General features: G+C 71.6%; 20 protein-coding genes and 1 pseudogene. 17 read left to right on the top strand and 4 right to left on the bottom strand.

What is annotated here, in order from left to right; all coding sequences use genetic code 11:
* Nucleotides 1-25: 25 nt before the first annotated feature.
* The 3 genes from ACIQPT_RS08470 to ACIQPT_RS08460 form a co-directional block, all read right to left on the bottom strand.
* Nucleotides 26-865 carry an aldo/keto reductase gene (locus ACIQPT_RS08470; RefSeq protein WP_401153931.1) on the bottom strand — a complete coding sequence of 280 codons (840 nt, stop codon included), beginning with the start codon at nucleotides 863-865 and terminating at the stop codon, nucleotides 26-28.
* 62 nt (nucleotides 866-927) lie between these two features.
* On the bottom strand, nucleotides 928-1,335 hold the full coding sequence (locus ACIQPT_RS08465) for a VOC family protein (RefSeq protein ID WP_401153928.1): 408 nt from the start codon (nucleotides 1,333-1,335) through the stop codon (nucleotides 928-930).
* Nucleotides 1,336-1,477: 142 nt separating this feature from the next.
* Nucleotides 1,478-2,287, bottom strand: coding sequence for an NAD-dependent epimerase/dehydratase family protein (locus tag ACIQPT_RS08460; RefSeq protein ID WP_401153925.1), 810 nt, complete (start codon nucleotides 2,285-2,287; stop codon nucleotides 1,478-1,480).
* A gap of 335 nt (nucleotides 2,288-2,622) precedes the next feature.
* Here ACIQPT_RS08460 and ACIQPT_RS08455 point away from each other — a divergent pair, with 335 nt between their 5' ends.
* From ACIQPT_RS08455 to ACIQPT_RS08400, 12 genes are all read left to right on the top strand, one after another.
* Nucleotides 2,623-3,285 (top strand): GntR family transcriptional regulator, encoded by a 663-nt coding sequence (locus tag ACIQPT_RS08455; protein WP_401153923.1) that lies wholly within the window; start codon nucleotides 2,623-2,625, stop codon nucleotides 3,283-3,285.
* A gap of 50 nt (nucleotides 3,286-3,335) precedes the next feature.
* The gene (locus ACIQPT_RS08450; protein WP_401153921.1) at nucleotides 3,336-4,238 is read left to right on the top strand and encodes a dihydrodipicolinate synthase family protein; all 903 of its coding nucleotides are present in this window, start codon (nucleotides 3,336-3,338) and stop codon (nucleotides 4,236-4,238) included.
* Nucleotides 4,235-6,004 carry an L-arabinonate dehydratase gene (gene araD / locus ACIQPT_RS08445; RefSeq protein ID WP_401154199.1) on the top strand — a complete coding sequence of 590 codons (1,770 nt, stop codon included), beginning with the start codon at nucleotides 4,235-4,237 and terminating at the stop codon, nucleotides 6,002-6,004. Before ACIQPT_RS08450 ends, araD begins: the two co-directional genes overlap by 4 nt.
* A 135-nt stretch (nucleotides 6,005-6,139) precedes the next feature.
* On the top strand, nucleotides 6,140-7,072 hold the full coding sequence (locus ACIQPT_RS08440; RefSeq protein WP_401153917.1) for a carbohydrate ABC transporter permease: 933 nt from the start codon (nucleotides 6,140-6,142) through the stop codon (nucleotides 7,070-7,072).
* Nucleotides 7,069-7,980, top strand: a complete 912-nt coding sequence (locus ACIQPT_RS08435) for a carbohydrate ABC transporter permease (RefSeq protein ID WP_401153914.1) — start codon at nucleotides 7,069-7,071, stop codon at nucleotides 7,978-7,980. Before ACIQPT_RS08440 ends, ACIQPT_RS08435 begins: the two co-directional genes overlap by 4 nt.
* A complete protein-coding gene (locus ACIQPT_RS08430) occupies nucleotides 7,977-9,215 on the top strand; it encodes a Gfo/Idh/MocA family protein (RefSeq protein WP_401153912.1) in 1,239 nt (412 codons plus the stop codon). Before ACIQPT_RS08435 ends, ACIQPT_RS08430 begins: the two co-directional genes overlap by 4 nt.
* Nucleotides 9,212-10,093 (top strand): PmoA family protein, encoded by an 882-nt coding sequence (locus ACIQPT_RS08425; RefSeq protein WP_401153909.1) that lies wholly within the window; start codon nucleotides 9,212-9,214, stop codon nucleotides 10,091-10,093. The genes ACIQPT_RS08430 and ACIQPT_RS08425 overlap by 4 nt, the downstream gene beginning before the upstream one ends.
* On the top strand, nucleotides 10,090-11,646 hold the full coding sequence (locus tag ACIQPT_RS08420; RefSeq protein ID WP_401153906.1) for a family 43 glycosylhydrolase: 1,557 nt from the start codon (nucleotides 10,090-10,092) through the stop codon (nucleotides 11,644-11,646). Before ACIQPT_RS08425 ends, ACIQPT_RS08420 begins: the two co-directional genes overlap by 4 nt.
* Nucleotides 11,647-11,708: 62 nt before the next feature.
* The gene (locus tag ACIQPT_RS08415; RefSeq protein ID WP_401153903.1) at nucleotides 11,709-13,043 is read left to right on the top strand and encodes an ABC transporter substrate-binding protein; all 1,335 of its coding nucleotides are present in this window, start codon (nucleotides 11,709-11,711) and stop codon (nucleotides 13,041-13,043) included.
* A 188-nt stretch (nucleotides 13,044-13,231) separates the two neighbouring features.
* Nucleotides 13,232-14,080 (top strand): rhamnogalacturonan acetylesterase, encoded by an 849-nt coding sequence (locus tag ACIQPT_RS08410; protein WP_401153900.1) that lies wholly within the window; start codon nucleotides 13,232-13,234, stop codon nucleotides 14,078-14,080.
* A gap of 153 nt (nucleotides 14,081-14,233) precedes the next feature.
* The gene (locus tag ACIQPT_RS08405; RefSeq protein WP_401153898.1) at nucleotides 14,234-15,577 is read left to right on the top strand and encodes a polysaccharide lyase family 1 protein; all 1,344 of its coding nucleotides are present in this window, start codon (nucleotides 14,234-14,236) and stop codon (nucleotides 15,575-15,577) included.
* A gap of 119 nt (nucleotides 15,578-15,696) precedes the next feature.
* Nucleotides 15,697-16,809 (top strand): pectinesterase family protein, encoded by a 1,113-nt coding sequence (locus ACIQPT_RS08400; protein ID WP_401153895.1) that lies wholly within the window; start codon nucleotides 15,697-15,699, stop codon nucleotides 16,807-16,809.
* A gap of 146 nt (nucleotides 16,810-16,955) precedes the next feature.
* Here ACIQPT_RS08400 and ACIQPT_RS08395 read toward each other — a convergent pair.
* Nucleotides 16,956-18,167 (bottom strand): annotated as a pseudogene (locus ACIQPT_RS08395) (polysaccharide lyase family 1 protein); the annotation flags it as partial.
* Between the two features lie 423 nt (nucleotides 18,168-18,590).
* On the opposite strand from ACIQPT_RS08395, the gene ACIQPT_RS08390 reads away from it, so the two are divergent.
* The 5 genes from ACIQPT_RS08390 (at nucleotide 18,591) to ACIQPT_RS08370 (ending at nucleotide 25,042) form a co-directional block, all read left to right on the top strand.
* Nucleotides 18,591-19,535 carry a TIGR03619 family F420-dependent LLM class oxidoreductase gene (locus ACIQPT_RS08390; protein ID WP_401153893.1) on the top strand — a complete coding sequence of 315 codons (945 nt, stop codon included), beginning with the start codon at nucleotides 18,591-18,593 and terminating at the stop codon, nucleotides 19,533-19,535.
* A gap of 11 nt (nucleotides 19,536-19,546) precedes the next feature.
* Nucleotides 19,547-20,356 carry an SDR family NAD(P)-dependent oxidoreductase gene (locus ACIQPT_RS08385; RefSeq protein WP_401153890.1) on the top strand — a complete coding sequence of 270 codons (810 nt, stop codon included), beginning with the start codon at nucleotides 19,547-19,549 and terminating at the stop codon, nucleotides 20,354-20,356.
* A gap of 109 nt (nucleotides 20,357-20,465) precedes the next feature.
* The gene (locus ACIQPT_RS08380) at nucleotides 20,466-21,593 is read left to right on the top strand and encodes an LLM class flavin-dependent oxidoreductase (protein WP_401153887.1); all 1,128 of its coding nucleotides are present in this window, start codon (nucleotides 20,466-20,468) and stop codon (nucleotides 21,591-21,593) included.
* A 249-nt stretch (nucleotides 21,594-21,842) separates the two neighbouring features.
* Nucleotides 21,843-23,582, top strand: coding sequence for an amidohydrolase family protein (locus ACIQPT_RS08375; RefSeq protein ID WP_401153886.1), 1,740 nt, complete (start codon nucleotides 21,843-21,845; stop codon nucleotides 23,580-23,582).
* Complete coding sequence (locus tag ACIQPT_RS08370; protein ID WP_401153884.1) at nucleotides 23,579-25,042, top strand: aldehyde dehydrogenase family protein; 1,464 nt, start codon at nucleotides 23,579-23,581, stop codon at nucleotides 25,040-25,042. Before ACIQPT_RS08375 ends, ACIQPT_RS08370 begins: the two co-directional genes overlap by 4 nt.
* The last annotated feature ends 197 nt before the right edge of the window (nucleotides 25,043-25,239 follow it).

The following is a 25,239-nucleotide window of genomic DNA, read 5'->3' as shown; positions in this document are numbered from 1 at the left end:
GTCGTGGGACGCCGGTCCGCCGAGGTCATTCGTTCCCCGCGATCGCATCCAGCCGCGCCCGCACCTCCGGTGTGAGCACGATGTCCCCCGCCGCCGTGTTCTCCTCCAGGTGGGCGACGCTCGACGTGCCCGGGATCGGGAGCATCACCGGGGAGTGGTCCAGCAGCCAGGCCAGGCAGACCTGGGTGGGCGTGGCGTCCAGCTCGGCGGCGACCGCTGCCACCTCCGCCCGGTCGCCCGCCTTGCCCCAGGCGACCGTCCGCCAGGGCAGGAACGCGATGTCCGCCGCCTCGCACGCCGCGAGGACCGGTTCGTGTTCGCGGTCGGTCAGGTTGTAGCGGTTCTGGACGCTCGCGATGTCGGCGATCTCGCGGGCCTGGGCCAGCTCGTCGGCCGTCACCTCGGACAGGCCGATCCGGCCCACCTTGCCCGCGTCGCGCAGGTCCCGCAGCGCGCCGAGCTGGTCGGCCAGTGGGGTCTCCGGGTCGATGCGGTGGAGCTGGAGCAGTTCCAGGCGGTCGACGCGGAGGCGGCGCAGGGCGTGGTCCACCTCCGCGCGCAGGGATTCCGGGCGGCCGTTCAGGGCCCACTCGCCCGTCTCGGCGGAGCGGATCACCCCGACCTTCGTGGTGATCAGGAGGTCCTTCGGGTAGGGGTGGAGCGCCTCGGCCAGGACCTCCTCGTTGGCCCCGTACCCGTACATGTGGGCCGTGTCGATCAGCGTGATGCCGAGCTCGACCGCCCGGCGGGCCACGGCGATGGCCGACGGTCGGTCCTCGGACTTCTCGGTGGGCAGGTGCATCGCACCGAACCCCAGTCGCCCCACGGTCAGGTCTCCGCCGATACGGAACGTCGTCGATCGCATGCTCACTGAACTCCCCCTCGTTCGGATGTGCTTGACAATCTAGGGGGATTCCAAGGGGGGCGTCAGGGCGTTTCCGGGCCCTGGAGGATCTGGAGGTAGTTGCCCACCGGGTCCACCACCGTCGAGAAGAACCAGCCTTCCCCGATGTCCTCGACCGGGCGCACCCAGGTCACCCCGAGCGTGTTCAGATGCTTCTCGGCCGCCCGGATGTCGCGCACGGTGATGTTGATCAGGTGCCGGCCCGGTTCGGCGGCCTTGTCCGCCACGTCGTCCCGTTCGTCGAAGCCGATGATCGCGCCGGGGCCGACGATCAGGAGGTGTTCCGCCCAGCGGGCGCCCAGGGGCTCCAGCGCGGCGCGGTACCAGGCGATCAGGGCGTCGGAGTCCGTGCTGCCGAGGATGACCCCCAGGCCGGTGATGGTGTCGATGCTGCTGGTGCTGTCGGCGTTTTCGCTGGTGGAGGCATTCATGGTTGTCCTCGCTCGGTCGGGGCCGGTCTGCCGGTCGCGTCGGGAACCGGGCCGTCCCGGTCGCTCGGCGCGTCCCACCACTCATGACCCGCCCCGGCCGGGAAACTCATCGGTGCCCGCCGACGAAGCCCCCCCCGGTACCTCAGTGCGGCCAGATCGGCGGGTCGGTCAGGAAGTGGCCGCCGAGGTGGGTGTGTGCCGGGTTGGCCGGGTCGAGTTCGCCGTGTTCGGTGATGAGTTTCGCCGCGTACGGTTCCGAGTCGTCCTGTGGTGTGTAGCCGAGGGCGTGGGCCGAGGTCAGGTCCCACCACAGGCGGGTGTTGGCGGAGGAGCCGTGGACGACGGTGTGCCCGACGTTCTCGGCGGTGAGCGCGGCGTGGAAGAGGCGGGCTCCGTCGGCGGGGCTCATCCAGACCGAGAGCATGCGTACCGAGGTGGGCTCCGGGAAGCAGCTTCCGATGCGTACCGAGACGGTCTCGATGCCGTGCTTGTCCCAGTAGAGCTGGGCCAGGTCCTCGCCGAAGCACTTCGAGAGGCCGTAGAAGGTGTCGGGGCGGTGCGGGGCGTCCTCCGGGATCGGCGGGTCTCCGGGGAGCGGTCGCGGGGTGTAGCCGACGGCGTGGTTGGAGGAGGCGGAGACGATGCGCCGGACGCCTTCCTCGCGGGCGGCCTCGTAGAGGTGGTGGGTGCCCTGGATGTTGGCGTGGAGGATCTTGTCGAACGTGGACTCCAGCGAGATGCCCGCCAGGTGGATGACCGCGTCCACCCCGCGCACGGCCTCGCGCAGCGCCTCCCGGTCGTTGAGGTCGGCGACGACGGTCTCCGGTTCGCCGTCGATCGGGACCAGGTCGAACAGCCGCAGGTCGTAGCCGTACGCGGGCAGCAGCCCCCGCATGAGGGTGCCGAGGCCGCCTGCGGCGCCGGTGAGCAGGACGGTGCGGGGAGCGGTCATACGGAGGTCTCCTCGGGGCGATGCGGCGCGGCGCGGTGCGATGCGGTGTGGCTCGCGATGCGATGCGGCGTGGCGTGGCGTGGCGTGGCGCGGCACCGGACGGGCGGGCGGGCGGCGTCACGCCCCGGCCTTCAAGCCTTTCAAAGCCATGGACCGCATTCGCATACGTGGACAAGCTAAGAAGTCCGCCACGGTACGTCAAGTGTCTCGCCGAGCCCGAAAGTTGTTCTGTCCGAAGCGTTGACGAAGCGCTCCGGGCGGCTCTAGCTTCATCGCGTCGTACTTCGTACGTCATATATGAGACGCGATATGCGAGATGTGAGAGCCCGTCACCCATGACCTTCGCCCCCGCCCCGAACCCGTCCCGGACCCAGTACGTGCTGGAGGCCATCAAGCACGCCATCCTCACCGCGCGACTCCAACCGGGGCAGGCGCTGGTGGAGGCGGAGCTGGCCGCACAGTTCGGGGTGTCCAAGACGCCCGTGCGCGAGGCGCTGAAGACGCTCGCGGGCACCGGACTCGTGGTCATGAGCCAGTACAAGGGCGTCACCGTGCGGCTCGTCGACGCGACCATGGCCCGGGAGGTGTACGACGTGCGCCTGCTCCTGGAGCCGGAGGCGCTGCGCCGGTCCGTCAACCGCAAGGCCTCGCTGGAGGCCGCCCAGGAAGCTCTGGAACGGGCCGACTCGGCGCTCGACCAGGCCGACAGGTCGCTGGCCAACCGGGACTTCCACCGGGCCCTGTATCTGCCCTGCGGCAACCCGCTGCTCGCCCGGATGCTCGACGAGGTCCGCGATCAGGCGGCCCTCGTGTCCACCGTGGCCTGGTCGGCGATCCCTTCCTGGGAACGGGAGGCGGCCGAGCACCGCGAGATCCTGCGGCTCGCCCTGGCCGAGGACGCGGAGGCCGCCGCGGGGGCTCTCCACCACCACATCGCCTCCTTCGTGCGCCGCGCCTTCCCCGACGACGAAGACGGGGACGGGGGCGGGACGGCGTGAACCGCCCGCCGGCCGCGCACCACCAGCACCTCGACGAAAGGCCAGTCCGCATGGACATCTTCCCGCTGAAGGCGGCCCTCGCAGACGTCGTGGCGATCCCCGTCACCCCGTTCGCCGAGGACGGGAGCATCGACGCCCCGGCGCACCGCGCCCTGGTGCGCCGGCTGTTCGACGGCGGCGTCCGCATCGTCACCCCGAACGGCAACACCGGGGAGTTCTACGCGCTCACCCCCGACGAGCGGCGCACCGTCACCGAGCTGACCATGGCGGAGGCCCGCGGCCGTGCCACGGTCCTGGTGGGGGTCGGCCACGACGTGCCCACCGCCGTGGCCGACGCCGAGCACGCCAGGGACGCCGGCGCCGAGATGGTGATGGTCCACCAGCCGGTGCACCCCTATGTCGCCCAGGAGGGCTGGGTCGACTACCACCGGTCGATCGCCCAGGCCGTCCCTGAGCTCGGCGTCGTCCCGTACATCCGCAACCCGCTGCTCGTCGGCGACCGGCTCGCCGCACTCGCCGACAGCTGCCCCAACGTCATCGGCGTGAAGTACGCGGTGCCCGACGCCGCGCGCTTCGGGGCCTTCGCCCGCGACGCCGGACTGGAGCGGTTCGTCTGGATCGCCGGCCTCGCCGAGCTGTACGCCCCCTCCTACTTCGCCACCGGCGCCACCGGGTTCACCTCGGGCCTCGTCAACGTCGCCCCCGGCGTCTCCCTCGCCATGCTGGAGGCCCTGCGCGCCGGCGACTACGGCGCGGCGATGAAGGTGTGGGAGCAGATCCGCCCCTTCGAGGAGTTCCGCGCCGAGGACCAGTCCGCCAACAACGTCACCGTCATCAAGGAAGCCCTGTCCGTGCTCGGCCTCTGCCGTCGCGAGGTGCGCGCGCCGAGCCGGGTCCTGCCCGAGGAGCGGCGCACCGAGGTCGCCGAGCAGATAGCCGCGTGGGCGCTGTGACGGATCACCGGAGAGCGGTCGCGGACACGGACGACCGGAGAGCGGTCACCATCGCGCCCGAGGAGCTGCGCAGCCACCAGTGGTACGGCACCGACGGGCTGCGCTCCTTCAGCCACCGGGCCCGCACCCGCCAGCTCGGCTACCTCCCCGAGGAACACCTCGGCAAGCCGGTCATCGCCGTCCTCAACACCTGGTCCGACATCAACCCCTGCCACTCCCACCTGCGCGACCGGGCGCAGGCGGTGAAGCGGGGCGTCTGGCAGGCGGGCGGATTCCCGCTGGAGTTCCCGGTCTCCACCCTCTCGGAGACCTTCCAGAAGCCGACCCCCATGCTCTACCGCAACCTGCTCGCGATGGAGACGGAGGAGCTGCTCCGCTCGTACCCGGTGGACGGGGCCGTACTGCTGGGCGGCTGCGACAAGTCGACGCCCGCGCTGCTGATGGGCGCGGCCTCCGTGGACCTGCCGACCGTCTTCGTGCCGGCCGGGCCGATGCTGCCGGGCCACTGGCGTAACGAGGTGCTCGGCTCCGGCACGGACATGTGGAAGTACTGGGACGACCGGCGGGCCGGGCTCATCGGCGACTGCGAGATGGGCGAGCTGGAGAACGGCCTCGCCCGCTCCGCCGGCCACTGCATGACGATGGGCACCGCCTCCACGCTGACGGCCGCCGCCGAGGCGCTGGGCGTGACCCTGCCCGGGGCCTCCTCCATCCCGGCCGTCGACTCCGGGCACGACCGGATGGCCGCCGCATCCGGCCTGCGCATCGTCGAACTCGTATGGCAGCGGACGACGTTGTCGCAGATCCTCACCGCCGAGGCGTACGAGGACGCCGTCGCCACCGTCCTGGCGCTCGGCGGCTCCACCAACGCCGTGATCCACCTGATCGCGATGGCGGGGCGGTCCGGTGTGAAGCTCACGCTCGACGACTTCGACCGCATCGCCCGTACGGTGCCCGTCCTCGCCGATCTCCGCCCCGGCGGGCGGTACTTGATGGAGGACTTCCACTTCGCGGGCGGCCTGCCCGGCTTCCTGGGCCGGCTCACCGACGTACTCCACCTGGACCGGCCCACCGTCGCGCACACCACCCTGCGCGAACAGCTCGACGGGGCGGCCGTCCACAACAGCGCCGTCATCCGTGAACGCACCGAACCGCTGGCCGAGGAGGGCGGGGTGGCGGTGCTGCGCGGCAACCTCTGCCCCGACGGCGCGGTCATCAAGCACATCGCCGCCGAGCCACACCTGCTGCGGCACACCGGCCCCGCCGTCGTCTTCGACGACTACCGGGAGCTGCAGCGCACGATCAACGACCCGGCCCTGGCGCTCACCCCGGACCACGTCCTCGTGCTGCGCAACGCCGGGCCCAAGGGCGGCCCCGGCATGCCCGAGTACGGGATGCTGCCGATCCCGGACTACCTGCTGAAGCAGGGTGTGCGGGACATGGTGCGGATCTCCGACGCCCGGATGAGCGGCACCAGTTACGGGGCGTGCGTCCTGCACATCGCGCCCGAGTCGTTCGTCGGCGGGCCCCTCGCCCTGGTCCGCACCGGGGACCTCATCACCCTGGACGTCGAGGCCCGCCTGCTGCACCTCGGCGTCGACGACGACGAGCTGGAACGCCGCCGCGCCGCGTGGAGCCCGCCGCCCGCCCGCTACGGGCGCGGTTACGGGGCGCTTTACCAGGACCAGATCACCCAGGCCGACACCGGATGCGACTTCGCGTTCCTGGCCCGGGAGGGAGACGTGCCCGACCCGTACGTGGGGTGAGCCGGGCGGCCGGGGCTCCGTGCGGCGGGGCATCCGGGCCGCTCAGCGGTATTGAGAAAGCGCTTGCTGCCTTGTGTGGCGGCAGGTCCGCACATCCAGCGCATCGAGCGCGTACCAAAAGATCGGAGACGTGTCATGGCTCAACCCGCCGCCGTGGCCACCCCACCGCCCAAGGCGCCCCGGCGCCGCACGGCGACACCCCGCCGCCTGCCGTATCTGCTGATCGCGCCCGCGGGCCTGCTGATGCTGGGCTTCATCGCCTACCCGGTGCTCAGCGTCTTCTACTACAGCCTGCAGAACTACAACGTCACCAAGCCGTGGCGGAACGGCTTCGCCGGACTCGACAACTTCCGGCGGATCTTCACCGAGGACGACCAGTTCTGGTCGACGCTCGGCTTCAGCGCCCAGTGGGTCTTCACGCAGGTCTCCCTGCAGCTCGTGCTCGGCCTCGCGCTGGCCCTGATCGTCAACCAGACCTTCATCGGCCGGGGCATCTCCCGCGCCATGGTCTTCTCGCCCTGGGCCGTCTCCGGTGTGCTGACCAGCACCATCTGGATCCTGCTCTACAACTCCTCGACGGGCTTCAGCCGTTACCTCGCGGACGCCGGGATCGGGGAGTACGGCACCTCGGTGCTCTCGGACACCGGAACCGTCTTCTGGGCGGCCACGGTCACCGAACTCTGGCGCGGCGTCCCCTTCTTCGCCATTCTCATCCTCGCCGACCTCCAGTCCGTCTCCAAGGAGCTGTACGAGGCGGCGTCGGTCGACGGCGCGGGCCGGCTCCGGCAGTTCTTCCACATCACCCTGCCGCACCTGCGCGACGCGATCATCCTCGCCACCCTGCTGCGCGGGGTCTGGGAGTTCAACAACGTCGACCTCCTCTACACCCTCACCGGCGGCGGACCGGCCGGCGAGACCACCACGCTGCCGCTCTACGTCGCCAACACCGGCATCGAGGGCCACGACTTCGGCTACGCCTCCGCGCTCACCACCGTCGCCTTCGTGATCCTCCTCTTCTGCTCGATCGTCTATCTGCGCCTGAGCAAGTTCGGAGGCGACCACAAGTGACCGCCGTACTCACCGAGAAGAACGGTGCCGCCCGGCCGTCCGCCCGCCCCGGCGGTACGCCGCCCCCCTCGGGCCGCCGCACCGGACGGGAGCGCGCCTACGACGACGTACCGCGCTGGCAGATCTATCTGCCGCTCGGCCTCTACCTGCTGTTCACGCTCATCCCGTTCTACTGGATGCTCCTGTTCGCCCTGCGGCCCGCCGGCTCCACCGCGCTGGTGCCCTGGCCGATGACCGGGGAGCACTTCTCCAAGGTCTGGAACGAGCGCAGCTTCGCCGTCTTCTTCCAGAACAGCATGATCGTCGGCGTCGCCACGCTCATCGCCACCACCCTGGTCGCCCTGGCCGGCGGATACGCCCTGGCCCGGTTCGACTTCAAGATCAAGGGCCCGTTCATGCTGGCGCTGCTCTGCTCGCAGTTCATCCCCGGCGCCCTGATGCTCGTGCCGCTCTTCGAGATCTTCCGGAACCTCCAGATGATCAACTCCCTGTGGAGCGTCGTCATCGCGGAGACCGTCTTCCAGCTCCCCCTGTCGATCATCCTGATCAGCGGGTTCATCAAGAACGTCCCGGTCACCCTGGAGGAGGCCGCCTGGGTCGACGGGTGTTCGCGCTTCACCGCCTTCCGCGCGGTCGTCCTGCCGCTGCTGCGCCCCGGGCTGATCGCCGTCGGCTCCTTCGCCTTCGTCCACAGCTGGAACCACTTCCTGTTCGCGCTGATGTTCCTCAGCGAACAGGACAAGCAGACGATCCCGGTCGGCCTCAACACCCTGATCGGCGCGGACAGCGTCGACCTCGGCGCGCTCGCGGCGGGCGGGGTCATCGCCGCGGTGCCCGTCGTGATCGTCTTCGCGTTCATCCAGAAGTGGCTCGTCACGGGCTTCAGTGCGGGCGCGGTGAAGGGATGACGACCTACCCGACCGTCCCCGCCGTCACTACGGTGACCGCCCCCGCCGCCACCCCGACCGCCGCCGCGCCGCTCCCCGTCGTGCTGGCCGGCGCCCGGGGCCACGGCCGCTGGCACCTGGCCAACCTCCGCCGGCTCCAGCACCAGGGCCGGCTACGGCTGGCCGGGATCTGCGAGCTGGAGCCGCTGACCGCCGACGAACTGGCGGCCTTCGGTCTCCAGGACGGCGAAGCACCCGAGCAGTCCGCCGACTTCGGTGCGCTCCTCGACTCCACCGGAGCCCGTGCCGCCGTCATCTGCACCCCCATCCCTACCCACACCGACCTGGCCCTGGCCGCCGCGTCCCGGGGCGTCCATCTCCTGCTGGAGAAGCCGCCCGCCGCGAGCTGGGCCGACTACGCGCGGATGGCCGACGGCGTCCGGCGGGCGGGCATCGCCTGTCAGGTGGGCTTCCAGTCGTTCGGTTCGCACGCCGTGCCCGCCGTCCAGGACCTGGTCCGCACCGGGGCGATCGGCAACCTCACCGGGATCGGCGCCGCCGGTGCCTGGGTCCGCGACGACGCCTACTTCCGCCGAGCCCCCTGGTCCGGCCGGCGCAGGCTCGGCTCCACCGACGTGGTCGACGGCGTGCTCACCAATCCGCTGGCGCACGCCGTGGCCACCGCGCTCGAACTCGCGGACCGGGGCACGGCCGAGGACGTCCTGTCCATCGAGACCGAGCTGTTCCGGGCCCATGACATCGAGGCCGACGACACCAGCTGCGTCCGCGTCACCACCACCGGCGGCCTGCCCGTCACCGTCGCCGCCACCCTCTGCGCGGCACGGGCGGGGGAGCCGTACGTGATCGTCCACGGCGACCGGGGCCGGATCACCTTCTGGTACAAGCAGGACCGCGTCCTGGTCCAGCGCGCCGGCCACGGCCCCGAGGAGAGCGTCCACGGCCGGACCGATCTCCTGGAGAACCTGGTCGATCACCTGGAGCACGGCACGGCGCTCCTGGTTCCGCCGGAGCGCGCGGGAGCGTTCATGCGGGTCGTCGAGGCCGTACGGACGGCCCCCGAGCCCGTCGCCCTGCCCGCCGACGCCTGGGAGACCCGGTACGACGCCCCCGGCGGGGGTGTGCGGCGTACGGTCCACGGCATCGACGAACTGGTCGCCGCCGGGGCCGAATCCCTCGCCCTCTACTCGGAACTGGGCGCAGCCTGGGCCCGGAGCAGCGAGGTGGCGGCCTCATGACCCGACCCGCCGCGGCCTCGTCCGCCACCCCGCCCGCGCTCCCCGAACTCCTCGACTGCGCCGGACGCACGGTCGCCCACTACGGCTACGGCGACGGTCACGGCGACGGTTCCGGCGCGGACGGCCGCCCCCGCCTGCACCCCGTCACCACCCTCGCCGGCCGCACCGTCACCCAGGACCGCCCCGCCGACCACCGGCACCACCTTGGCGTCTCCGTCGCCGTGCCCGACGTGGCCGGCCGCAACTTCTGGGGCGGCCGCACCTACGTCCGGGGGCAGGGACCCACCGAGCTCGACAACCACGGCGTCCAGCGCAGTCTCGGCCTGGAACGGCACGGGCCCGGCGGGTTCGCGCAGTCGCTCGCCTGGGAGGCGGACGGCGTCGAGCTGCTCCGCGAGCACCGCACGGTGAACGCGGTCGAACTCTCTGCCACCGCCTGGGCGTTGGGCCTCTCCTTCGCGCTCACCAACCACGCGGCCGACGGCCTCTCGCTCGGCAGCCCCGCGACCAACGGCCGCCCCGGCGCCGGTTACGGCGGCTTCTTCTGGCGTGCCCCCAAGGAGGCCGTGCCGCCGGACGTGTTCACCGCCGACCGGGTGGGCGAGGAGGCCGTGCACGGCCGGACCGCCGACTGGGTCGCCCTCGCCGGGGACGGCTGGACCCTCGTCCTCGCCGGGGCGGACGAGGAGACCCGGCGTGACCCGTGGTTCGTGCGGACGGCCGAGTACCCGGGCGTCGGCTCCTCCCTCGCGGCGGACGCACGGCTGCCCGTGCCCGCCGGAGCCACCGTCGTACGCCGGATCGTCACCGTCGTCGCCGACGGCAGGCTGGACCGGGAGACCGCCGCCGGGTACGCCCGACGGGCGGTGACCTCGTGAACCGGCCCTGGACCGCCGACCTCGGCGACGGCACGTACCGCAACCCCGTGCTCAACGCCGACTGGTCCGACCCGGACGTCGTCCGCGTCGGTGCGGACCACTACCTCACCGCGTCCAGCTTCGGCCGGGCCCCGGGGCTGCCGCTCCTGCACTCCCGCGACCTGGTCAACTGGACGCTCGTCGGGCACGCCCTGGACCGGATCGAGCCCGCCGCCGACTTCGCCCGGCCCCGCCACGACGCCGGGGTGTGGGCGCCCTCCCTGCGGCACCACGCCGGCCGGTTCTGGATCTTCTGGGGCGACCCCGACCACGGCGTCCAGCAGATCAACGCCGAGCACATCGAAGGACCGTGGAGCGCCCCGCACCTGCTCAAGCCCGGCCGCGGGTACATCGACGCCTGCCCCCTGTGGGACGAGGAGACCGGCGAGGCCTACCTCGTCCACGCTTGGGCCAAGTCCCGCTCCGGGATCAAGAACCGCCTCACCGGGCACCGCATGAGCGCCGACGGACGCGCACTCCTCGACGCGGGCCGGACCCTGATCGACGCCGACCGGATACCCGGCTGGTTCACCCTGGAAGGCCCCAAACTCCACCGCCACGACGGGCACTTCTGGATCTTCGCCCCGGCCGGCGGGGTGGAGAGCGGCTGGCAGGGCGCGTTCCGGTCGCGGGACTTCTCCGGCCCGTACGAGGAACGCGTCGTGCTGTCCCAGGGGCGCACCGACGTCAACGGCCCGCACCAGGGCGCCTGGGTGCGGACCGCCGCGGGCGAGGACTGGTTCCTGCACTTCCAGGCGCGCGGGGCGTACGGGCGGGTCGTCCACCTCCAGCCCATGGGCTGGGACGCGGAGGGCTGGCCCGTCATCGGGGACGCGGGCGAACCCGTCTCCACGCACCGCAAACCGGCCGCCCCCGAGCAGCCCGTGGCCGCGCCCGCCGTGGACGACGACTTCCCCGGCGGCGCCCACGGCAAGCAGTGGCAGTGGACGGCCAACCCCCGCCCCGACGTGCGGACCGAGCGCCCCGAGAACCCCGCGTACCCCGGGCGTTTTGCCGATGGGCTGCGGCTCGCCTGCGTACGCACGCCGGACGCGCACGACCTGCGGCTGCTGCCCGACGTCCTGGTCCAGCGGCTGCCCGCCGAGGAGTTCACCGTCGAGGTGGACCTCGTGCTGGACAGCGACGAGCCGGGCGCGAAAGCGGGCCTGGCCGTGCTCGGGGACGCCTTCTGCTGGATCGGTCTGGAGGCCGGGGCGGACGGGACGCCCCGGCTCGTGCACCGGTACGCCGAGGGCGTCGCGGAGAGCGAACGCGACGCGGCCGAGGCCCGCGCCTCGCCCGGCGGCCGGGCCCGGCTGCGTATCGAGGTCACGGCCGGGGCCCGCTGCCGCTTCTCCGCCGACACGGGCGACGGGTTCCGGCCCTCGGGGCAGGTCTTCGCCGCCACCCCGTGGCGCTGGGTCGCCGCGCTCCTCGGCCTCTTCGCCACCGCGCCGGCCGGGACGGGCCCCGCCGGCACGGCGCTGTTCACCACCTTCCGCGCCACTCACTGACCCCCCGCAGAAGCGCAGACGTACGGAACCACCCCGACACATCCGACAGGGAAGAGCCGACCATGACCATCTCGAAGACCCGGCGGGGGCGTACCGCATCCGCTGTCTCCCTCGTAGCAGCCCTCGCGCTGACGGCCGCCGCGTGCGGCGACGACGGCAGCGGAGCCGGTACGGAAGGAAGCGGAAAGGGCGAGATCACCTTCTGGGACAACAACGGCGGGCCGCGCACCGCCATCTGGACCGAGATCATCAAGGACTTCGAGAAGCAGCACCCGGACATCAAGGTGAAGTACGTCCCGATCCCCATCGCCGACGTCCAGTCCAAGTACGACACCGCTATCGCCGGCGGCGGACTGCCCGACGTGGGCGGGGTCGGCACCGCCTACCTCGCCAACATGGTCTCGCAGGAAGCCCTGGAGCCGGTCAACAAGCGGCTGAAGGGATCGGCCCTGGAGGGCAAGCTCGTCGACTCCATGGTCGAGAGCGTCAGATCGGCCGCCGGACGGGGCGACGACATCTACTCCGTCCCGACCTCCGCGAACAACGGCGTGCTCTGGTACCGCACCGACCTGTTCGAGCAGGCCGGGCTGAAGGCCCCCGACACCTGGGCCAACTTCTACACCGCGGCCGAGAAGCTCACCGACGCCAGGAACAACAAGTTCGGCTACACCATCCGCGGCGGCGCCGGCTCCATCGCCCAGGCCCTGGACGCCGTCTACGGCCAGTCCGGCATCACGGAGTTCTGGGACGGCGACAGGACGACGCTCAACGACCCCAAGAACGTCACCGCGCTGGAGAAGTACGCGGGCCTCTTCAAGAGGACCACGCCCGCCGCCGACGTCAACAACGACTTCACCAAGATGGTCGCCCAGTGGGACACCGGCACCATCGGCATGCTGAGCCACAACCTCGGCTCCTACCAGGACCACGCGAAGGCCCTGGGCGACAGCAAGTTCGCGGGCATCCCGGCCCCCATCGGGGACAGCGGCACCCGCGTGCAGGTCTCCAACCCCGTCGACGGACTCGGCCTCTTCCGGTCGAGCGACAACAAGACCGCGGCGTGGAAGTTCATCGAGTTCGCCGCCTCCCACGCGTCCAACAGCAAGTGGAACGAGTCGGCGGGCGCCATCCCGGCCAACGTCGAAGCGGCGAAGGACCCGTGGATCAACGAGACCGAGTCGACCGCGCTGGCCGCGAAGGCGCTGACGGACGGCTCCACCGAGGTCGTCGACCTGCCGTACTACCTGCCCGACTGGAACAACATCAGCAAGGCGGACAACGAGCCGGAGTTCCAGAAGCTGCTCCTCGGCAAGATCACGGCCAAGCAGTTCCTGGACAAGATGGCCGAGGAGCTGAACGCTGCCAACAAGGAGTGGGCGGAACTGGGCAACGGCTGAGTCCCCGCTGTCCCCACCCGTCTCCGCCCCGATGACGGGAGACCGGCGGCGGCCCGGAGCGTCGCGCCCGGCCGCCGGTCCCCTTCCCCGGGAGTGGGTTCCCCCGGAAGCGAGTCCCCCAGAAGCGCGATCCCCCGTTGGCGAGTTCCCCCGAACGCGAGCACGCCCTTCGAGAGAGGCAGCTCCTCGTGTCACTCACCCGCAGACAGACGGCCACCGCCCTGCTCACCCTCCCGCTCACTCTCCCTCTCGCCCTCACCGCCGCCGCACCGGCGTTCGCCCACAGCGGCGGCGGAACGGGCCGGCCCCGCCCCCGTACGCTCCACATCGCCGGCGACTCCACCGCCGCCACGAAGACCGCCGACGCCGCGCCCGAGACGGGCTGGGGCATGGCGCTCCCCTTCTTCCTCGCCCACCACCTCCGGGTCGCCAACCACGCGGTGAACGGCCGCAGTTCCAAGAGCTTCATCGACGAGGGCCGCCTCACCGCACTCCTGGACGGCGTCCGTCCTGGTGATCTGCTCCTCGTCCAGTTCGGGCACAACGACGAGAAGACCGAGGACCCGGCCCGCGGCACCGACCCCGACACCACCTACCGGGAATACCTGCGCCAGTACGTCCGGGGAGCCCGGGCCCGGCAGGCCCGGCCCGTGCTCCTCACCTCCGTCGAGCGGCGCCGGTTCGCCCCCGACGGCACCGCCCGGCCCACCCACGGCGAGTATCCCGCCGCGATGCGCGCCCTGGCGGCCGAGGAGGGCGTCCCGCTGCTCGACCTCCAGGCGCTGTCCCTCGCCCGCTGGCAGCAGCTGGGCCCGGACGGCACCCTGCCGCTCTTCCTGTGGCTGAAGCCGGGCGAGTCGCCCAACCACCCGGACGGCACGGAGGACAACACGCACTTCAGGCCGCCGGGCGCGGTCGACGCGGCCCGGATGACGGCACGTGCCCTGCTGGACGCGGGCGTACTCGCGGCCCGCGACCTCCGCCGCCTCGACGATCCGGTCCCGGACGAGTGGATCACCTGGGACCGACCGGCCTGACCGGTACCGGACCGGACCGCACCGCACCGCACCTCGCGCCTCACCACACCACACCTCGCGCCTCACTGCACGTCATCTGCTCCCGCCATCTCCGCTCCCGCCATCTCCGCTTCCTCCGACTCCGCTTCCTCCGACGACAGAGAAGGTTTCGCCATGCCCGCACGCACGCGTCACACCCGCGCCGTCGCCGTCACCCTGGGCTGCGCCTCGCTGGCCCTCGCACTGAGCGTTCCCGCCCAGGCCACCCCCCGGCCGGGCCCCCACAGCACGGGGATCGAGCGCGCCGTCCTGCCCGCCGGGGACGGCTGGGCCGCCGCCGAGGGCTCCACCACGGGAGGCGCGGCCGCCGCACCCGAGCACGTCTACACCGTGACCGACCGGGCCGAACTCGTCGCCGCCTTCGAGGAGGCGGGCGACGCGCCGAAGATCGTCAGAGTCGCCGGCACCATCCACGGCAACTCCGACGCCGACGGCACCCCGATCGGCTGCGAGCAGTACGAGACCGACGGCTACACCCTGGAGAAGTACCTCGCCGCCTACGATCCGGAGGTCTGGGGCAGCGACCGGGTCCCCGAGGGCCCGCTGGAGGACGCCCGCGCGGCCTCCGCGAAGCTTCAGCAGGCGGCCGTCGAGGTCCGGGTCCCGTCCAACACCACCCTGATCGGGGTCGGCGCGAACCCCGAGATCATCGGCGCCAGTCTGCAGGTCCGGGACGTCTCCAACGTCATCGTCCGCAACATCTCCTTCGAGGACACCTACGACTGCTTCCCCCAGTGGGACCCCACGGACGGCGACGAGGGCGCCTGGAACTCGGAGTACGACAACCTCGTCGTGTACGGCTCCCGCCACGTCTGGGTCGACCACAACACCTTCAGCGACGGCGACCGCCCCGACGCCGACCAGCCCCGGTACTTCGGTCAGCTGTACCAGCAGCACGACGGCCTCTTCGACATCGTGCGCGGCGCCGACCTGGTCACCGTGTCGTGGAACGTCCTCAAGGACCACGACAAGACGATGCTCATCGGCAACAGCGACAGCGCCGGCGCGACCGACCGCGGCAAGCTCCGGGTGACGCTCCACCACAACCTGTTCAAGGACGTCAAGGAGCGCGCTCCCCGCGTCCGCTTCGGCCGGGTCGACTCGTACAACAACCACTTCGTCGCCACGCGCGGCAGTTCCTACGGCTACTCCTACGGCATCGGCGCCGAGTCCCGCCTGGTCGCCGAGCACAACGCGTTCACCCTGGCCGGCGACGTGGACCGGGCCACCGTCCTGAAGAAGTGGTCGGAGGCCCCGCTCACCGCGGCGAACAACTACGTCAACGGACGCAGGACCGATCTGATCGCCGTGCACAACGCCGGAGTCCCCGGCGAGCAGCTCGCCGAGGGCGCGGGCTGGACCCCCGGACTGCGCACGACGGTCCACCACCCCTGGACCGTCCCCGTACTGGTCGGCCTCAAGGCCGGGGCGGGCAGGGCGTCGGCGTCCGGCCGCTGACGCCCGGCGCGTACGCCCGAAGAACCGGCCGGAGCGGCACCGCATGCTTTCCCCCACCCCGGAGAGCGCCGCTCCGGCCCTTCGCCGTTCACTCCCTTCCCCCTTGGAGGAGTACCGCCATGCCCACCCGACGTACCGCCCTGTACCTGATCGCAGGCACGGGCGCGGGCGCCACGCTCGCCCTCGGCGCACCGGCCGCCCTTGCCCGGTCCGCCACGGCCCCCCGCCCCTTCGGCCGCTACGGCTCACCGGCCCGTCGCCTCGACCCCCGCACGCTGTACGTCGACGCGCACGGCCGGGGCGACCACGCCGATGTCCAGGCCGCCGTCGACGCGGCCACCGGAACCGGCCGCACCATCGTGATCGCCGCGGGCGTCCACCGGGCCACGGTCGTCATCGGCGCCGCCCACCGCGACCTCACGCTGGTCGGCGCGAGCGCCGACGCCCGCGACACGGTCCTGGTGTACGGCAACGCGGCGGGCACGCCCCGGCCGGACGGCTCCGGGACCCTGGGCACCAGCGGATCGGCCTCCGTCACGGTCGGGGCCGAGGGCTTCACCGCCCGCGACCTGACCTTCGCCAACGACTGGCTGCGCTCCGACAACCCCGAGTACACCGGCACCCAGGCGGTGGCGATCAAGGTCCAGGGCGACCGGTCGGCGTTCCACGGCTGCCGGTTCCTCGGCCACCAGGACACGCTGTACGCGGACTCACCCTCCCTCGACGTGTTCGCCCGGCAGTACTACCGCGACTGCTACATGGAGGGGGACGTGGACTTCGTCTTCGGCCGCGCCTCCGCCGTCTACGACCGCTGCCACTTCCGCACCCTCGCCCGCCCCGACCTGCCGGCCGCGCCCCACGGCTTCGTCTTCGCGCCCAGTACCGCCGGGGCCCATCCGTACGGCTACCTGGTCCTGCGCTCCCGCGTGACGAGCACGGCCCCCGACGGGTACTACAAGCTGGCGCGCCCCTGGGTGCCGTCCTCCGACCTCACCGCGCACCCGATGCTCACCGTCCGCGAAAGCCGTCTCGACGCGGGCATCGACGCGTCCGCGCCGTACGCCACGATGTCCGCCGGCCACCCGTGGCAGGAGCAGCGCTTCGCCGAGCACCGCAACTTCGGTCCCGGCGCCCGGATCACCGTCCCGGCGAACCGGCCCCAGCTCAGCGCCTCCGAGGCCCGTGCGCACACGCCGGCCCGCTGGCTGGGCGACTGGCGCCCGTTCGGATGACCGGGAGGCGCACCGCCGCCGGGCGCTCCACACCGCGCAGGGCCCGTACTCCCCGCCGAGCGGGGAGTACGGGCCCGGGCCGGTGCGCGGGGAGCGGGCCGACCGCTCTAGGAGGCGTAGGTCTCGTACTCGGCGATCCTCGGGGTGCCGATGCTGAGGCTGGTCCCGCTCGGCGGCGTGGGGTCGGTGGGGTCGGGGGCCGGGTCCGTCGGGTCCGTCGGGTCCGGTGCGGGCTCGGTCGGCGGCTGGGTCGCGCAGGCGCCGTCCGAGACCTTCAGGCCCTTGCCGGCGCCCGCCGTCCGGCTCACGACGTCCGGCACACAGCCGGCCGCGTCGGGGGTGTAGGCGTAGGGGATGCTGACGGTGGTGGTGGACTTCATGTCCGGTCCGGCGGGGTTGTTGTCCTTGCCGGGGCTCGACCAGGTCACGTTGTCCAGCGTGTTGCCGTCGGCCTGCCAGTAGCCGGCGGCGTCGGTGTAGAAGGTGCCCAGGACGTCCTTGGAGTCCTCGAAGTAGTTGTTCTCCACCTTGGCGCGCGCGCCGGCGCGGGAGTTGATGCCGGACGAGTTGAGCCGCACGTAGTGGTTGTTGTACATGTGGCCGATGCCGCCCCGCAGCAGGGGCGCGCGGGAGTCGATGTTCTCGTACAGGTTGTGGTGGTACGTGACGAACCCGTTGGAGACGTCGCTCTCGCTCGACCCCACCAGGCCGCCGCGCCCCGAGTTGCGCAGGACGCTGTAGGAGAGGGTCACGTACCGGGTGTCGGCCTTCATGTCGAAGAGGCCGTCGTACCCTTCGGACTCGCCGCCCGACGCCTCCAGCGTCGTGTGGTCGACCCAGACGTTGCGGACGCCGGACTCCATGCCGATGGCGTCACCGCCGTTGGAGGTGGGGGACCCCGACTTCTTGACGTTCCGGACGGTCACGTTCTGGATGACGATGTTGCTGGACTCGCGTATGTGGATGCCGATCTGGTCGAAGACGGCGCCCCCGCCGACGCCCACGATCGTGACGTTGCTGATCTGCTTCAGCTCGATCACGCCGTCGGCCGTGTTGCAGCTGCCGCCGGACACCTTGCTGGTGTTGCCGTGGTTGATGGTGCCTTCGACCTCGATGACGATCGGCGTGCTCTTCGCGGCGCGGCCGCACAGGGCGGCGTGGATCGCGGTGCCGGTGGTGGCCCGCACGGTCTGTCCGCCGGCGCCGCCGGTGGTTCCGCCGTTCTGGGTGGCGTAGCCCGTGGCGCTGCCGGCCGCCGCCGACGCCTCGGGCGCCGTCAGGACGATGCCGCCGGCCGCGGCCGCGAGGGCCAGGGTGGCCAGTGCCGCTTGAAGCCGTCGTGTGACGGGTTGCCTCATGTTCTTCTCCCTGCGTCTTCGGGGGTGGGCGATGTTCCGGCCGTGACGCCGACTGCGCGTAAAACTGTCAGGGGCATGTCAAATAGGAGCGCTCCCATGCATGCCGACACGACCCTTCGTTCGAGAAGGGGTTCTCCTGTGATTAGAAAGCGCTTACTGCGCTCTTCTCCAGTGAACATAGGGGGAGTCGGAGGCTCTGGCAAGGTGTGTGCGGCGGTCGAATTCCGCGTGGAAGCGCTCCCATTTCCCGCTTTCACTCGCTCCTGAAAGCGCTCGGCTCGTCGCTGCGGCGTGTCCGGGGGTATGCCCCGGGGTGTGCCCGGGGGTATGCCCGCACCCCTTGTCTGATGACCCGTCAGGTACGACGATGGCGGCCGTCACCCGGGGCGGGACCGTCCCGGGCCTGAGGGGAAGGAGGCCGCCGTGCCGATACTGCCCAGCGGGCCGCTGTCGTACGGGATGCAGCTGCCGGTCCAGTCGCAGAGCGTCATCTACGCGGAGTCCTGGGAGGCGGCGGCGACCCCCGCCGATCTCGTCCGCACAGCCCGCGCCGCCGATGACGGCGGCTTCGCCTACATCGCCGGCTGTGACCATGTCGCCATCCCGCGGCGGCTCGCGGACGGCATGAGCACCGTCTGGTACGACCCCGTCGCCACGCTCTCGTTCCTCGCCGGGGTGACGAGCCGTGTCCTCCTGATGAGCCATGTCGCCGTCGTCGGGCTGCGCCACCCGCTCGTCACCGCCAAGCAGTACGCCACCCTCGACCACCTCAGCGGCGGGCGGCTGATCCTCGGGGTCGGGGCCGGGCACGTACGGGAGGAGTTCGAGGCGGTCGGGGCGGACTTCGACGGGCGCGGGGCCGTGCTGGACGAGTCGATCGACGCGCTGCGGGCCGCGCTCGGGCCCGAGGAGTACCCGGAGTTCGCGGGGGAGCGGTTCTCGTTCGGCGGGCTCGGGCAGCTGCCCCGGCCCGCCCAGGAACGGGTGCCGGTCTGGGTGGGCGGCTCGTCGCCCGCCGCCACGCGCCGGGCCGCCGTACGCGGCGACGGGTGGCTGCCGCAGGGCGATTCCCGGGAGCGGCTGCCCGCGCAGATCGCCCGGGTGCACGCCCTGCGGGAGGAGGCGGGCGTCGAGCAGCCGATCGTCATCGGCGCGATCACCGAACCGCTGTACGTCGGTGAGCCCGGGTGGCCCGTCGGGCGGCGGACGCTCGCCGGAAAGCCCGAGGTGCTCGCGGAGTCGCTGCGGGAGTACGCGGCGATCGGCGTGCATCAGATCCAGGTGCGCTTCCGCAGCCGGAGCGTGGACGAACTGACCGATCAGATGGCGGCGTTCGGGGCGGACGTGGCCCCTCATCTCGACAGGTAGGGGAGAGCGTTATGGGCAAGCTGGACGGGCGGGTCGTCCTCGTCACCGGGGCGGCGCGCGGGCAGGGCGAGCAGGAGGCGCGGCTCTTCGCGGCCGAGGGCGCGCGGGTGGTCGTCGCCGATGTGCTGGTCGAGCAAGGGGAGGCGCTGGCCAAGGAGTTGGGCGAGGAGTTCGGTGAGGGGCCCGGTGCGGACGTCGCCCGGTTCGTCCGGCTGGACGTGGGGAGCGAGGACGACTGGGCCGCCGCCGTCGCCGTGGCCAAGGAGGCTTTCGGGAAGATCGACGGGCTCGTCAACAACGCGGGCATCCTGCGCTTCAACGAACTGGTCAACACCCCGCTGGAGGAGTTCCAGCAGGTGGTCCAGGTCAATCTGACGGGGGGCTTTCTCGGGATCCGGGCCGTCGCGCCGGAGATCGAGGCCGCGGGCGGCGGGACGATCGTCAACACGTCCTCGTACACCGGTCTGACCGGGATGCCGCTGGTCGGCGCGTACGCCGCGACCAAGCACGCGGTGCTGGGCCTCACCAAGGTCGCCGCCATGGAGCTGGCGGGGAAGGGCATCCGGGTCAACGCCGTCTGCCCGGGTGCCGTCGACACCGCGATGAGCAACCCGGCCCTGCTGGACGCGGACGCCGACCTGGCGGCGTCGAGCTCCGCCCTGGACGCCTACTACCGCAAGCTCGTGCCGATGGGGCGGATCGGCCGGCCCGAGGAGGTCGCCGCGCTGGTCCTGTTCCTGACCGGCCCGGACTCGTCGTACATCACCGGGCAGCCGTTCGTCATCGACGGGGGATGGCTGGCCGGGGTCAGCCCCTTCTGACGAAGCGTCAGCTATTGACGGGTCGCGGTGGCGGTGGAACAGTCGGTCGCATCACAATCTGACGATGCGTCAGAAAGTTGCCAGGCAAACTTGAGGACGGTGAACCTCCGTGGAATTCGGGCTCTTTGTTCAGGGGTACGTGCCCGCCGCGCGTGCCAAGGTGGACCCCGAGGCAGAGCACAAGGCGCTGATCGAGGAGACCGAGTACGTCATCCAGGCGGACAAGTCCGGCTTCAAGTACGCCTGGGCCTCCGAGCACCACTTCCTGGAGGAGTACTCGCACCTCTCCGCCAACGACGTGTACCTCGGCTACCTCGCGCACGCCACCGAGCGGATCCACCTCGGTTCCGGCATCTTCAACCCGCTCGCGCCGGTCAATCACCCGGTGAAGGTCGCGGAGAAGGTCGCGATGCTCGACCATCTCTCCGAGGGACGCTTCGAGTTCGGCACCGGACGGGGTGCGGGCAGCCACGAGATCCTCGGGTTCATGCCGGGCATCACCGACATGAACCACACGAAGGAGCTGTGGGAGGAGACGATCGCCGAGTTCCCCAAGATGTGGCTCCAGGACGAGTACGTCGGCTTCCAGGGCAAGCACTGGTCGCTGCCGCCGCGCAAGATCCTGCCGAAGCCGTACGGGAAGTCCCACCCGGCCATGTGGTATGCGGCCGGGTCGCCGTCCTCGTACGCCATGGCGGGCAAGAAGGGGCTCGGGGTGCTGGGCTTCAGCGTGCAGAAGGTCTCCGACATGGAGTGGGTCGTCGAGTCCTACAAGAACGCGGTCAAGGACGCGGAGCCGGTGGGGGCGTTCGTCAACGACAACGTGATGGTGACGTCCACCGCGATCTGCGCGGAGACGCACGCCAAGGCGGTGGAGATCGCGGTGGGCGGCGGGCTGAACTACCTGCAGTCGCTGCTGTTCCGCTACCACGACACGTTCCCCCGGCCGGAGGGGATTCCGGAGTGGCCGCAGCTGCTGCCGGAGTACACCGAGGAGATCGTCGAGCTGCTCATCGCGGAGGAGCTGATGATCTGCGGTGACCCGGACGAGGTGCTGAAGCAGTGCCGGCGGTGGGACCGGGCGGGGGCGGACCAGTTGAGCTTCGGGCTGCCGATCGGGATCAGTCCGGAGGACACGATGAACACGATCAAGCTGATCGGGGAGCACGTGATTCCGCAGATCGACACGGATCCCGTGCATCGGACCTCGCGGTTCCGGGCCGCCGCCACGGACTGAACTCCTCGGGCACACGTCGGGGCTCCGCCCCGAGCCCCGCGCCTCAAACGCCGGCGAGGCTGGATTTGCCCCGCTCCTCAATCGCCGGAGGGGCTGAAAAGACTCGCCTTTTCAAGCCCCTGCCGATAAGCCGGGCGGCGTCTTCCCGGACCGTCGCCCTGTGAGCCGGGGTGCGTACCGCGGCCCAAAGCGTGCGCACCCCGGCTGTCCCACCGAGCCCAAGAAGGAACCCACCGGAAGGGAACCGTCATGCTCGACCACCTCATCCGCCGCGCGACCGTCGTGGACGGCACCGGCGGCCCCGCCCGCACCGCCGACGTCGGGATCCGCGACGGCAGGATCGCCGTCATCGCCGAGCCGGGGACGGTCACCGAGGAGGCCGTGACCAGCGAGGACGCCGACGGGCTCGTCCTCGCCCCCGGGTTCGTCGACCCGCACACCCACTACGACGCCCAGCTCTTCTGGGACCCGTACGCCACCCCCTCCATGAACCACGGCGTCACCACCGTCGCGGGTGGCAACTGCGGGTTCACCCTCGCGCCCCTGCACCCCGACCGGCCCGAGGACGCCGACTACACCCGGCGGATGATGTCCCGGGTCGAGGGCATGGCGCTGAAAGCCCTGGAGGAGGGCGTCGACTGGACCTGGTCGACCTTCCGCGAGTACCTCGACGCCCTCGACGGCCGCATCGCCGTCAACGCCGGGTTCATGGTCGGGCACTGCGCCCTGAGGCGGCACGTCATGGGCGCGGACGCGGTCGGTGGGCAGCCGACCCCCGCGCAGATGGACGCCATGCTCGCCCTCTTCCACGACGCCATGGACGCCGGCGCCTGGGGGCTCTCCACCACCCAGTCCTCCACGCACTCCGACGGCGACGGCGAGCCCGTCGCCTCCCGGCACGCCCTCCCCGAGGAGCTGCTCGCCCTCTCCCGGGCGGTCGGCGAGCACGAGGGGACGCAGCTGGAGGCGATCGTCGCCGGGTGCCTGGACCAGTTCTCCGACGAGGAGATCGACCTCTTCGTCGACATGACCGCCGCCGCCGGACGCCCGCTCAACTGGAACGTCCTCACCATCGACGCCGCCGTCCCCGAACGCGTACCGCGCCAGTTGATACCGAGCGAACGTGCCCGCGCGGCCGGGGGCCGGATCGTCGCCCTCACCATGCCGATCCTCACCCCCATGAACATGTCCCTCGGCACCTTCTGCGCCCTCAACCTCATCCCCGGCTGGGGCGAGATCCTTGCCCTCCCCGTCCCCGAACGCATCGAACGGCTCCGGGACGCCGGCACCCGCGCCGAGATGCTGCGCCGCGCCGACAGCAAGGAGGCCGGGGTCTTCCGGCGGCTCGCGAACTTCGGCCGGTATGTCATCGGGGACACCTACAGCGCCGCCAACGAAGGCCTCAGCGGGCGCGTCGTCAACGACATCGCGGCCGAGCGCGGCCAGGACGCCTTCCACTGCCTGGTCGAGATCTGCGCCGCCGACGACCTGCGGACGGTCCTGTGGCCGATGCCCACCGACAACGACCCGGACTCCTGGGCGCTGCGGCAGCGGACCTGGGAGCACGAGGACGTCATGCTCGGCGGCTCCGACGCGGGCGCGCACCTGGACCGGATGTGCGGGGCCCCGTACACCACCCGCTTCCTCGGCGACTGTCTGCGCGGGCGGAAACTCGTCCCGCTCCCCGCCGCCGTCAAGATGCTCACCGACGACCCCGCCCGCCTCTTCGGGCTGCGCGAACGCGGCCGGATCGAGGAGGGCTTCCACGCCGACCTCGTCCTCTTCGACCCCGAGCGCATCGACGCCGGACCCGCCACCCTCGTCCACGACCTGCCCGGGGACAGCCCGCGCCTGGACTCCAAGGCCATCGGGATCGTCTCCGTACGCGTCAACGGCGTCGAGACCCTGCGCGACGACAAGGTGACGGGGGCGGTGCCGGGGACGGTGCTGCGCTCGGGCCGCGACACCCGGACGGTGAGTACGGCGTGAGCCCCGCACCTGAGCGGCTGTTCATCGGCGGGGAGTGGGTCGAGCCCGCCGACGGCCACTACGAGATCGTCGACCCCGCCACCGAGGAGGTCGTCGGCCTCGCCCCCGAGGCGAGCCGCGCCCAGGTGTACGAGGCGGCCGCGGCCGCCGAGGAGGCCTTCGGTCCCTGGTCGCGCACCCGCCCCGAGGAGCGCGCCGCGATCCTCGACCGGGCGGCGGACCTCGTCCAGCGCGACTTCCTCGCCCACGCCGACGTCGCCCGCGCGGAGAGCGGAGCCACCGCCTCCACCGCCCGGGGCATGCAGGTGGGGGTGGGCATCGCGCGCTTCCGGCGGTACGCGAAGGGCGCCCTGGAGCCCGTCGAGGACGCCATCGCGCCCCAGATCAACGAGGCCGGACCGATGGGCCGGGCCGGGGTCTTCGGGGCGCTGGCCGTCCGCCGGCCGGTCGGCGTGGTCACCTGCATCACCTCGTACAACAACCCCTGGGCCAACCCGGCCGGCAAGATCGCGCCCGCGCTCGCGATGGGCAACACGGTGGTGGTGAAGCCCGCCCCGCAGGACCCGCTCTCCGTCTACCGGATGGCCGCAGCCCTCGCGGAGGCGGGCGTTCCGCCGGGCGTCGTGAACGTCGTCACCGGCTCGGGCGCGGAGGCGGGGGAGGCCGCGGTCGACTCCCCGGACGTCGACATGGTCAGCTTCACCGGCTCCACCGCCGTCGGGCAGCGCATCGGGGAGGTGTGCGGGCGCGGGATGAAGCGGCAGTTGATGGAGCTGGGCGGCAAAGGCGCCGCGCTCGTCATGGAGGACGCGGACCTGGACTCGGCCGTCGCGGGCATCGGGACGACGTTCTCCTTCTACAGCGGACAGATCTGTACGGCTCCGACCCGCGTCCTGGTCCACCGGTCCCGCCAGGACGAGCTGATCGCGAAGCTGGCCGCGTACGCGAACGCGCTCACCGTCGGCGACCCCTCCGACCGGGCCACCGTGGTCGGCCCGGTCATCTCCGCCGCCCACCGCGACCGCGTCGAGGCGTACGTGGAGCTGGGCCGTAAGGAAGGGGCGCGGGTCGTCACGGGCGGCGTCCGGCCCGGCCACCTGGACCGGGGGTTCTACGTGGCCCCCACCCTCCTCGCCGACTGCACGCACGACATGCGGGTCGTCCGCGAGGAGATCTTCGGGCCGGTCGTCGTGGTCGTCCCCTTCGACGACGAGGAGGAGGCCGTGGCGCTGGCCAACGACAGCGACTACGGCCTCATCGACTACGTGTGGTCCGGCGACGTGGCCCGCGCCTTCCGGATCGCCGGCCGGCTGCGCGCGGGCGGGGTCGGCGTCAACACGGTCGGCCGGAACATGGAGGCGCCCTTCGGCGGGTTCAAGAAGAGCGGGGTGGGGCGGGACGTGGGCTCGTACGCGCTGCACGCCTACAGCGAGACGCAGGCGATCGTCTGGCCCGGCTGACGGTCCGGCCGAGGGCGTTCCCAGGTGGCGCGGGAAATTTTTGAACCGGCATAAAACGGACAGTGCTTCGATTACCGTACGTGGCCGCCCTCGCGCGCCCGGCATGCATTGCAAGGCTTCATGCTCATGTGGCCTTGAATTGATGAAGTGTTCATCGAGAATCGGTCGGGGTAATCAAGGGTGAGACGTTGGAGTCT

This window comes from Streptomyces sp. NPDC091289 (assembly GCF_044757365.1).
Classification (GTDB): domain Bacteria; phylum Actinomycetota; class Actinomycetes; order Streptomycetales; family Streptomycetaceae; genus Streptomyces.
Note: the sequence above shows the minus strand (reverse complement) of the source record. Positions and strands in the feature narration are given on the sequence as shown.

Coding starts and splice junctions, on each gene's coding strand:
- ACIQPT_RS08470 (WP_401153931.1), bottom strand. CDS start 865: ATGCGATCGACGACGTTCCGTATCGGCGGAGACCTGACCGTGGGGCGA.
- ACIQPT_RS08465 (WP_401153928.1), bottom strand. CDS start 1,335: ATGAATGCCTCCACCAGCGAAAACGCCGACAGCACCAGCAGCATCGAC.
- ACIQPT_RS08460 (WP_401153925.1), bottom strand. CDS start 2,287: ATGACCGCTCCCCGCACCGTCCTGCTCACCGGCGCCGCAGGCGGCCTC.
- ACIQPT_RS08455 (WP_401153923.1), top strand. CDS start 2,623: ATGACCTTCGCCCCCGCCCCGAACCCGTCCCGGACCCAGTACGTGCTG.
- ACIQPT_RS08450 (WP_401153921.1), top strand. CDS start 3,336: ATGGACATCTTCCCGCTGAAGGCGGCCCTCGCAGACGTCGTGGCGATC.
- ACIQPT_RS08440 (WP_401153917.1), top strand. CDS start 6,140: ATGGCTCAACCCGCCGCCGTGGCCACCCCACCGCCCAAGGCGCCCCGG.
- ACIQPT_RS08430 (WP_401153912.1), top strand. CDS start 7,977: ATGACGACCTACCCGACCGTCCCCGCCGTCACTACGGTGACCGCCCCC.
- ACIQPT_RS08425 (WP_401153909.1), top strand. CDS start 9,212: ATGACCCGACCCGCCGCGGCCTCGTCCGCCACCCCGCCCGCGCTCCCC.
- ACIQPT_RS08415 (WP_401153903.1), top strand. CDS start 11,709: ATGACCATCTCGAAGACCCGGCGGGGGCGTACCGCATCCGCTGTCTCC.
- ACIQPT_RS08405 (WP_401153898.1), top strand. CDS start 14,234: ATGCCCGCACGCACGCGTCACACCCGCGCCGTCGCCGTCACCCTGGGC.
- ACIQPT_RS08400 (WP_401153895.1), top strand. CDS start 15,697: ATGCCCACCCGACGTACCGCCCTGTACCTGATCGCAGGCACGGGCGCG.
- ACIQPT_RS08385 (WP_401153890.1), top strand. CDS start 19,547: ATGGGCAAGCTGGACGGGCGGGTCGTCCTCGTCACCGGGGCGGCGCGC.
- ACIQPT_RS08375 (WP_401153886.1), top strand. CDS start 21,843: ATGCTCGACCACCTCATCCGCCGCGCGACCGTCGTGGACGGCACCGGC.